The sequence below is a fragment of the Turicibacter sp. St.80E1 genome (genome assembly GCF_059728495.1).
The window spans coordinates 608,023-615,000 of sequence record NZ_AP039386.1 but is presented as its reverse complement, the minus strand read 5'-3'; the positions used below and the strand labels follow the sequence as shown (position 1 = coordinate 615,000).

Below are 6,978 nucleotides of genomic sequence, written 5' to 3'. Positions count from 1 at the left end.
TTCAAATAATCTCTACGATTATCAGATGAGGGATAAAATAAAAAAGATATTCTATTGTCGTATTTTCGACTTTTTTATAATAGCACACTATCCGGTAAGTAACAAGCCTATTTTTCAAAAAATTGCGTTTTATTTCTAAAAAAAGAGGCATCTATCGCTTGGCGATGCCCCTTTTCCCTATTCAACCTTCATATCAGGATTATCTAAATAAGATAAGATCCCCTCATAAATGGCATAAGCAATTTCATCTTGATATTCCTCTGTACCTAATTTTTCCGCCTCGGCTGGATTAGATAAAAACCCAATTTCAACTAATGTAGATGGAACGGTAGAATTTTTTAAAATAAATAAACTTGAAATAGCTTTTGCCTCTCTTGTTGTCGTCTGTAAATTATTTTTCATACTCATCATAATAGCTGTGGCTAACTGTTTATTTTCTACCTTCTTCGGATCGTAAAAAGTTTGTGCCCCAGACCATGAGCTATTATTAATAGCATTCGCATGAATAGAAACAACAATTCCATTTTCTTGACTATTCATAATTTGCACACGTTTACTTAAATCCTCCACTTTTCTTTTCTTAGCCTCTTTAGAAGCTAGATCATAATCTCCATCTCGTGTCAGTACTACATTAACGCCTTGAAGCTTTAAATAATCCTCTACTTTTTTCGTAATAGATAGAACAATCTCCTTTTCAATGACACCACCTGCTGATGAGGCCCCACCATCTTTTCCACCATGTCCCGCATCTAAAACTACCGTCACTGACGATTTATTATTCCACTTATCTTGATACTTTCCTAATATAACTGGAATAAAGCTTAAAAACAACACGATTACTAATAACATTATACTTATTGTTTTCTTCATCCTCATCACCTTTGCGATTCTTTTTTTACAAGCTTATGAAGGACCAGTACCAAATATAATAAAAGCTCTAAAATTCGCAAATTAATTACTTTTTCACTGCGCTAGGAACACCAACCGACGTTTTTCTTGGAGGCACATCCTTTAACACAACTGCATTTGCTCCTATCATGCAGCCTTGTCCTAGGGTAATATTCCCAAGCACTTTTGCACCTGCACCAATTGTAACCCCATCTTCAACGGTCGGATGTCGCTTCCCACTCGAGTCCCCACGTCCAACTCCCCCGAGAGTAACCCCGTGATACATTGTTACATCATCTCCAATCACACTCGTTGCCCCTATCACAACACCAGTGCCATGATCGATAAATAAACGTTTACCGATGGTAGCAGCCGGATGAATCTCAATATTCAAAACACATCTAACAATAAACATCATCATCTCAGCTAACAGCTTGAAATGATGTTGATATAAAAAGTGAGCTATGCGATACCAGAAAATAGCTTGAACCCCAGGATATAATAAAATAATCTGAAAAATATTTCGCGCAGCGGGGTCCCTTCGCTTAATTGAGTCAAAATATTCTCTCACTTCATCTCTTCCCTTCTTTATCTATGCTTGTTATTATCGTATGAAGTTTATAAAAAGATTTGATTAAAAGTATCCACTATTTTTCAAAAAAGGTGAATTTCCCCCCCACTAAAAAAAAAAAAAAACGTGATTAGACATTAATCTATCTTATAAAACATCCCATTTATCTTTTCAAAACACATTAAACCACCCCCTTCAAAAATTAGGCAACGCTAAACAACTAAATCTCCTCATAAAATAAAAACCCCTCCTGTCTTTTCCACACAAAAGGGGTTTATCATTATTTTTTCTTACCTTCTAATTCCTCAATTCGTTGTTGTTGTGTTTCCAGTCTTTCGATTAATCGTTGGTGATTTTCTATTAATTGATGACTTATCTCCTTTAAATGTCTAATCTCATGATTTTGATTATCAATCATTTGCTTCATTTGTTTTCTATGATCATCTTCAATCAACGCGGATAACGCCTCTTTTAGATTATCCGCAACAAGATTCTCTAAATACCAAATCACATCTTTTGAACGATGTCGATACTTTTCAGGTAAAACTGTCTTCTCAACGAGTTCGATTTCTAATTGAGAAATTTTTTGATCTATTTCATGAATTTCTTCTCGTAAATGATTAGCTAACAATGAATGTTCAATATGTTGATAATCATAGCTCTCTTTCGCCTCCTCTATCACAGCTTCTAGAGTTGGGATTGAAAGAGGTTTTTTTTGTTTTAAATAATATTTAACCCCCACATAATAAAATAAATAAATCAATGACACAATAACAACAAACGAAAGAACCACCGATAAAAACTTTACACCGATCATAAAAAGCAGATAAGAAATAAGGACCCCAATAATTAAATCTAGTAACAGAGCTACCTCCCTAAAATCTTTTAAATTAAGACATAATTCCTCATACTTTTGATGCGCCTTAAAATCCTCACTCCCATAATACTTTTCTTTTACCGAAGCAATATACTCCTTTTGTGTACTCTCAATTGTTAATACCAATGTTTTTTTCTTTTCTGCGCGTTCTTGTTCAAAATATCTCATTTGACTCATTAATTCATCCGTCATCCAAAGATTACTTATTAAATCCTTTTTCGATAATTGACTTACCTCCGTCATCCTTCCCTCTCCTTCCTAAAACATCTTTTCTTTCTTCCCCGCTTAGTTAAGACAGGACTAGGTTCCCTCTAAAAGGAACAGGTGTTAAGTTATATTTTTATTTTACTACTCTTTTCACCTTTTGTCTTTTTTCAATTAATATATGACACAATTAATTAATCTATGACTTCATTCTATATGCAATATCGCCTGATAATCCCTTAATAACTCATATCAAGAATCCTCTACCTTTTTAAGATGTACTCCCAAACTTAGTGGCAAAAGGGTGACAAATCGTTATTTTTTATCTCTGACGCCCTTTAAATGATGAAAAAAAGACTTTCCCGCTAACTGACGAGAAAGTCTTAAAATCGTTAATATGACGTTATTTTAAACGTGCTTCTAACTCTGCTTTTAATGCTTCATTACCTGGTTTTCCAAGTAAAGCAAACATATTTTTCTTGTAGGCCTCTACACCTGGTTGATCAAATGGATTTACTCCTAAAATATAACCACTCATTGCACATGCTTTTTCAAAGAAGTAAACTAAATATCCAAAGCTATATGCTGATAATTCAGGAACATCGATAATAAGATTTGGTACTCCTCCATCAACGTGTGCTAATAACGTTCCTTGGAATGCCTTTTTATTAACGAAGTCAATAGTTTGACCAGCTAAATAATTTAATCCGTCTAAATCAGTTTCTTCGGCCTCTAATACCACTTCACGAGTTGGTTTTACAACATTAATAACAGTTTCGAATAAGTCACGACGACCTTCTTGAATAAACTGTCCCATTGAATGTAAATCTGTTGAGAATGAAGCTGAAGCTGGGAAAATTCCTTTTTGGTCTTTACCCTCAGATTCTCCAAATAATTGTTTCCACCATTCATTAAAGTAAAGTAACGCTGGTTCGTAGTTAATTAACATTTCAATCGTTTTACCTTTTGAGTATAACGCATTACGGATAACAGCATATTGATAAGCTTCATTTTCTGCTAAGTTAGGGTTAGCATATTCTTGACGAGCATCGTTTGCCCCTCTCATCATTTCCTCAATATTAATTCCACTAACGGCAATCGGTAATAAACCTACCGCTGTTAATACTGAGAAACGTCCACCAACATTATCTGGAACGATAAATGATTCATATCCTTCACTTGTTGCTAATGTTTTTAAAGCTCCTTTTTGTGCATCAGTTGTTGCATAAATACGTTTATTTGCTTCTTCACGTCCTACTTTTTCAATTAATAATTTTTTAAACACACGGAAAGCAATTGCTGGCTCAGTTGTTGTCCCTGATTTTGAGATAACGTTAATTGAGAATGTTTTATCCGCTAAATATTCAACTAATTCTTGAACATATGTCGAAGAAATATGATGCCCAACAAAAATAATTTGTGGTGCTTTACGTGTTGTCTTATCTTGTAAGTTATAAAAGTGGTTATTTAATGCCTCAATTGCTGCGCGAGCTCCAAGGTAAGATCCTCCGATTCCGATAACTAATAAAACGTCTGAATCAGATTGAATTTTAGCAGCTGCTTTTTGAATACGAGCAAATTCATCTTTATCGTAAGATTCAGGTAAGTCAACCCATCCTAAAAAGTCATTACCTGCTCCAGTTTGCTCATGAATTCGTTTATGAAGTACATTCACTAATTCAGTTGCATAATCTAGTTCATGTTGTGCAACAAAAGACGCTGCGTTCTCATAATTAAATGATAGGAATTTTCCCATTTTCTAGTCCTCCTTGTTAACCCTTGCTATTTTATCGAGTGAATCTCGAATCCAAATGGGTAAGTGTTGGGCAAGCGGTGCAAATCCATTCGAAGTCTCAAAATTAGAGGCCTTCATACGATTATTTCGGCCACTATAATTGGAAATTCCTTTTAAAGTTAACCGTGCTTGTCGGTTGTCAGAGTCAAACTTAAGAATTTTTACATCAATATACTGACCGATATTCACAAAATCACGTATATCCTTAACATATCCATCAGATAATTCTGAAATGTGAATAAGCCCCTGGCACTCATCACTCAACTGGACAAACGCTCCATAAGGTTGAATACCTGTGACCTTTCCTCGTACGATACTCCCTTCTTTGATTTTCATTATTTACACCTCAGTTCATACATACATTCTCATTATATCATATAAATTTTTCCCATATAATCGCAATTATGAATTTTTTTTAACTTTATAAAATTTTAATTCTTCATTAGGAACAACGCCCCACCCGTTTAGGTTTTCGATTATTACGCTAAGCCGCCTTATCGTTAACAATAAAAAAGAAGCCTTGGACCACAGTCCCAAGACTTCCTAAACAATTATTATTTCATCATCGCCGAACTATGTTTATGGCGATGCACCTTATCCGGATAAGCATACGCGATTGCAGCATTAATGGCTACAACAACCTCACCAAATCCAGTCGTAATCATTTTAATTTTCCCATCAAAGGTACAAGCATCTCCTGCTGCAAAAATACCACTTACACTCGTCTGTTGAGTGATATCTACACGCAACGCATTTTTTTCTAATTCAATATCCCAATTCTTAATTGGCCCTAACGATGAGATAAATCCGTATAAAACAATAATTTCATCTACCGAAAGGATTTTTGTTTCCTCTGTATCTACATTAATCAGCTCTACTTGATTCGCACGATCGCCCTGTCCCATCACATCTTTAGCAATGTATGGAGTTAAACAAGTAACATTCGCTTGTTTTAACCTTTCAACGCTAGACGCATGTGCCCTAAATTCATTACGTCGATGAACAATAGACACACTTTTAGCAACACCATCAAGCATTAACGCCCAGTCAACTGCTGAGTCTCCCCCACCAAAAATAACAACATCTTTTCCTTTAAATGTCTCCATTGTCGATACAAAATAGTGGATATTAGTAAACTGTTCAGCACCTCCGACATCTAACTTTCGAGGTGTAAAGGCTCCATTTCCGGCGGTAATAACAATAGAACGTGAATAATGACATTCTTGATCCGTACAAATTTTAAAGGTTCCATCTTCTAACTTTTCAACCGTCTTCACATTCGTATTTGTGACGACATCAATACGATCTGTAAACTGATTCATTTGCACCTTTAATTGTTCAACCATTTCCCCCGCTTTAATTTTTGGGTGCCCTGGTAAGTCATAGATATATTTTTCTGGATAGAGTGCTGCAAGTTGCCCCCCAAGCTCTGGTAATGCATCAATAATCTTCGTTCTCATTCCGTGCATTCCCGCGTAAAATGCTCCGTAAATTCCTACGGGGCCTCCGCCAATAATTGTTAAATCATAAATTTCATTTTTCATCAGATCCACCTCGTCTTTGTTAAAATAACCCAAACTGTTTCCATTTATTATTAGTATATCTAAAACTTTCAATACAAACAATGTTTATACATTAAAAAATTATTTTCTAGCCCTAGATGAGGTGTAAACACCATCCATAAATTAAAGCAATCGCTATTCCAAATAACGTACCAGCCAGTGTTTCTAATGGTTCATGGCCAAGTAATTCCTTTAGCTTTGTTTGATAAGCTTTATCCTGAAAAAACAACACATTGCCGCTATTAACTAAATCATCGATTAAATGATTTAGTAGCTTAGCATGCTCTCCCGCATGGCGTCTAATCCCCATTGCATCATATATGACAACCGAAGCTAAACAAAAAGAGATAGCAAATGTGGTTGAATGAAAACCATCTAAAACGGCAACGGCCGTCGTGAGTGCTGCAACAAAAGCAGAATGTGAGCTTGGCATCCCTCCAGTTGAAAAAATGAGCATCGGTTGCCATTGCCTTTTCATGAGCAAGTGAAGAGGTACCTTAATCACCTGTGCTAAAATATTCGCTAAAATAGCGCACTCTAAAGCATAGTTTAACCACATAAAACGATCTCCTTTTAGTTCATATTATTGCTGACGACGATGGGCGATGCGACTCGCTGCCGCGGCAGCAATCGCGCCGACTAAATCATCCATAAACGTTTGACAACACCCATCTTTTTTACCACTTCTATCAATTTCGCCTAAAATACCAGGTTTTAATTTATCTATATATCCATAATTAGTAAAACCAATCGATCCATAAACGTTTAAAATCGAAAAAGCTAAGACCTCATCAATTCCATATAAAGAATAGTCATGATCAACCATCTGTTGTAATGGATCCCCTAACATGTTCATTTCTGCTAATTCATCCAGTCTTATCCCTGTTAAAACTGCATTTTGAACCTCACGTTTCTTTAACACAGAACGCACATTTTCTAAACAAATATCAAGCGTTAACCCCTCATAATAACTTGATTGTAAAAAATAGGTTAATTCTGCAATTTGTTCAAGCGTTACCCCTCTATCATTAATTTTACGAATAACTAATTCTTCTAATTCTTTTCGTTCCATATAAATTCA

At 35.4% G+C, this 6,978-nt stretch carries 8 protein-coding genes; all 8 read right to left on the bottom strand.

The window, feature by feature from the left end; translation table 11 throughout:
* Positions 1-177 precede the first annotated feature (177 nt).
* Positions 178-870 carry an N-acetylmuramoyl-L-alanine amidase CwlD gene (gene cwlD, locus AC6I0I_RS02815; protein WP_161832881.1) on the bottom strand — a complete coding sequence of 231 codons (693 nt, stop codon included), beginning with the start codon at positions 868-870 and terminating at the stop codon, positions 178-180.
* Between the two features lie 85 nt (positions 871-955).
* On the bottom strand, positions 956-1,459 hold the full coding sequence (cysE, locus tag AC6I0I_RS02810) for a serine O-acetyltransferase (RefSeq protein ID WP_161832880.1): 504 nt from the start codon (positions 1,457-1,459) through the stop codon (positions 956-958).
* A 280-nt stretch (positions 1,460-1,739) separates the two neighbouring features.
* Positions 1,740-2,579, bottom strand: a complete 840-nt coding sequence (locus AC6I0I_RS02805) for a hypothetical protein (protein WP_262953940.1) — start codon at positions 2,577-2,579, stop codon at positions 1,740-1,742.
* A 364-nt stretch (positions 2,580-2,943) separates the two neighbouring features.
* A complete protein-coding gene (locus tag AC6I0I_RS02800; RefSeq protein WP_262953941.1) occupies positions 2,944-4,296 on the bottom strand; it encodes a glucose-6-phosphate isomerase in 1,353 nt (450 codons plus the stop codon).
* A gap of 3 nt (positions 4,297-4,299) precedes the next feature.
* Complete coding sequence (locus AC6I0I_RS02795) at positions 4,300-4,671, bottom strand: CvfD/Ygs/GSP13 family RNA-binding post-transcriptional regulator (RefSeq protein WP_161832877.1); 372 nt, start codon at positions 4,669-4,671, stop codon at positions 4,300-4,302.
* A 218-nt stretch (positions 4,672-4,889) separates the two neighbouring features.
* Positions 4,890-5,879 carry an NAD(P)/FAD-dependent oxidoreductase gene (locus tag AC6I0I_RS02790; RefSeq protein WP_161832876.1) on the bottom strand — a complete coding sequence of 330 codons (990 nt, stop codon included), beginning with the start codon at positions 5,877-5,879 and terminating at the stop codon, positions 4,890-4,892.
* A gap of 112 nt (positions 5,880-5,991) precedes the next feature.
* Entirely contained in the window at positions 5,992-6,456 is a 465-nt protein-coding gene (locus AC6I0I_RS02785) for a divergent PAP2 family protein (RefSeq protein WP_262953942.1), read from the bottom strand.
* Between the two features lie 24 nt (positions 6,457-6,480).
* Positions 6,481-6,969 (bottom strand): phosphatidylglycerophosphatase A family protein, encoded by a 489-nt coding sequence (locus AC6I0I_RS02780; protein WP_161832874.1) that lies wholly within the window; start codon positions 6,967-6,969, stop codon positions 6,481-6,483.
* Between the last annotated feature and the right edge of the window lie 9 nt (positions 6,970-6,978).